Consider the following 2,659-nt stretch of genomic DNA (forward strand, 5'->3'; position numbering starts at 1 on the left):
TCCCAGGTCGGTGGGCTGGTAGCACAGGGAGCAGAACTCGCAGGCCACGATCAGTGCGTTCGCCTCGGGGTAGGCGGTGCAGAAGTCGTGCGCCCGGTTCACCGCGGCGCCGCCGGCGGCGCAGCCCAGCTGGGCTATAGGTATCTGTCTGGTGTCGCTGGAGAAGCCCATCTCGTTGATCAGCCACGCGGTCAGCGACGGCATCATGAAGCCCGTGCACGACACGTAGATGATCACGTCGATGTCCGTGGCGCGCAGCTCCGCGTCGTCGAGCGCCCGCTGCACCACCGCGGGCACCCGGGCCTTGGCCTCCGCCTGGTAGAGCGTGTTGCGCTCCTCGAAGCCGGGGTGCTTCAGCGTCTCCTCGATGGGCTGCACGATGTGCCGTGTGCGCACCCCGGTGTTCTCGATCAGGCGCAGGGCCAGCGGGAGTTGGGGGTGGTCCTCGTGGTGCGCGCGCGCCAGGGCGAGCGTCTCCTCCATGGTGATCACGTGTTCCGGCACGGAGACAGCTGGTCTGCACAAAGTCGCCATGAGCCTGCGCCTTCCGATCGCCCCCCGGTGGAGTCGCCGGCCCCTTGTCGTGGGCGGCTCAACCACGATCCCCCGCCGCGCGCCGTTCGTCCCGTCGGACTACTCCGTGCCGGTGGTGACGGGGGACTGCGCCGCGGCTACTCCTCGCCGGTGCCCAGCGCCGTGGCCAGCGCGGACGCGGGATCCGCGGTGGCCGCACCGGCGGGCGTCCAGCGCCCGCGCTCCTTGCGGTACGGCCACCAGCGGCCGTCCTCGCCCAGACGCAGCTGCGCGGTGCCGCCGGCCGCGGTCCAGCGGCCTCGCGACGCCTTCAGCGCGGGGCGCTCGCCGTCGTCCCACGCCGCGTCCAGCGCCGCACGCGCGCGGGCGGCACTCTCGGGGTCGGGCGCCCGGTCCTGCTCCAGGACGGCGAGCGCGGCGGGGCCGCCGCACTCCCAGGCCCGCACCGCGAGCGCCAGTCCCTCCCGGTCCCGGCCCGAGCCCGCGGCCAGGCGCGCCGCGACCGCCGCAGCCGGGCCGCCGCAGGCCAGCCGTACGGCGTCCTCGGCGACATCCGGCTCGGGACGCGCCGCCCGCAGCGCGTGCCCCGCGCCGAGCGCCTCCGCAAGCATCCTGCGGGCCTCGGCCGCCGCCTGGGCGCCCAGGAACGCCAGCGCGTCGGCGTCGACCCCCTCGGGCGCGGGCGTCTCGGTGTCGAGCGAGGGCAGCGCCCCCGGCTCCTCGGGGAGCACCGGCTCGGCGGGCAGCGGCGGCAGGACGAGTGCGGACGCGTACGCCTCCGCCGCGTCCACGCCCTCGGGCTCCGGGCCGGACTCGGGCCCGGAGCCGGGAGCGCTGCGCACCTGGAGCTCGTCGAGCAGCTCTCGCTCGCCGCGCCCGCGCAGCAGGAGCAGCAGGAACGGGTCCTGGTCGAGGAGCCGCGCCAGTTGGTAGCTGAGCGCGGACGTGTGGGCGCAGTGGTCCCAGGCGCCGCACTCGCACCGCGGCTCCAGATCCCCGATCCCCGGCAGGAGTTCGACGCCCGCCGTCGCCGCGTCCTCCACGAGGTGCGGCGGCATGTCGCGGTCCAGGAGCGCCGCGATGTGTCCCGCGCGCTCGACGGCCATGTCGGCGAAGCGGTCCCACGCCTCCGCGTCGAGCGGCTGGAGCAGCACGTCGGCCCGGTGCCGGGCGCCCCCGCGGTCCTGCACCACCGCCGTGATCCGCCCGGGCCGCACCGAGACCGCGCCGACCGCTCCGGCGCGGGCCAGCCGGCGCCCCGCCTTGAGCTGCGCGAGCTCCAGGGCCGTGTCCTCGAGCGCCTTCAGCCAGGCCTGACCCCACCAGGTGCGGGCGAAGGCCTTGCCGTGGGCGGGCGGCAGCGCGGGCAACGTGCGCTCCTCGCCGCGCGCGTGCCCGTCCTGCCCGTCGCGCTCGCCGTTCCGGTCCTGCGCGTCGTACTCGTCCTGCGCGTCGTACTCGTCGTGTTCGTCGTGTTCGTCGTGCCCGTAACGGTCGCCGTGCCTGTCGTGCTCGCCGTAGAGATCGCTCATCGGACGCCGCCCCCTCGCAGCTCGACCAGATCGGCCAGTTCGGCATCGGTGAGTTCGGTGAGAGCCGCTTCGCCGGACCCCAGCACGGCGTCCGCCAGCTCCCTCTTGCGCTCCAGCATCGCGGCGATGCGGTCCTCGATGGTGCCCTCGGCGATCAGCCGGTGCACCTGCACCGGGCGCGTCTGCCCGATGCGGTACGCGCGGTCCGTGGCCTGGGCCTCCACCGCGGGGTTCCACCAGCGGTCGTAGTGCACGACATGCTCCGCGCGCGTGAGGTTCAGCCCCGTGCCCGCCGCCTTCAAGGAGAGCAGGAACACCGGGACTTCACCGTCCTGGAAGCGCTGCACCATCGCCTCGCGTTCCGCCACGGGCGTGCCGCCGTGCAGGAACTGCGTCGGGACACCGCGCGCCGCGAGGTGGCGCTCCACGAGCCGGGCCATCTGCACGTACTGGGTGAACACGAGCACGCTCGCGTCCTCGGCCAGGATGGTGTCCAGGAGTTCGTCGAGGAGCTCCAGCTTGCCCGAGCGGCCGGGGATGCGCGGAGCGTCCTCCTTGAGGTACTGCGCCGGGTGGTTGCAGATCTGCTTGAG

The 2,659-nt window shown here is 74.5% G+C and carries 2 protein-coding genes and 1 pseudogene; all 3 read right to left on the reverse strand.

The genetic code is table 11. The features are described 5' to 3' along the window. Nucleotides 1-534 (reverse strand): annotated as a pseudogene (locus GTW43_RS31545) (type III polyketide synthase); the annotation flags it as partial. A 137-nt stretch (nt 535-671) separates the two neighbouring features. Next, nucleotides 672-2,066 (reverse strand): SWF or SNF family helicase, encoded by a 1,395-nt coding sequence (locus GTW43_RS31550; protein WP_237536916.1) that lies wholly within the window; start codon nt 2,064-2,066, stop codon nt 672-674. Continuing rightward, on the reverse strand, nt 2,063-2,659 hold a 597-nt coding region (locus GTW43_RS31555; protein ID WP_161305400.1), incomplete at its 5' end, for a C-terminal helicase domain-containing protein. The genes GTW43_RS31555 and GTW43_RS31550, both read right to left, overlap by 4 nt.

Origin of the sequence: Streptomyces sp. SID5785 (assembly GCF_009870065.1) — a bacterium.
In the GTDB taxonomy this organism is placed as follows: Bacteria; Actinomycetota; Actinomycetes; order Streptomycetales; family Streptomycetaceae; genus Streptomyces.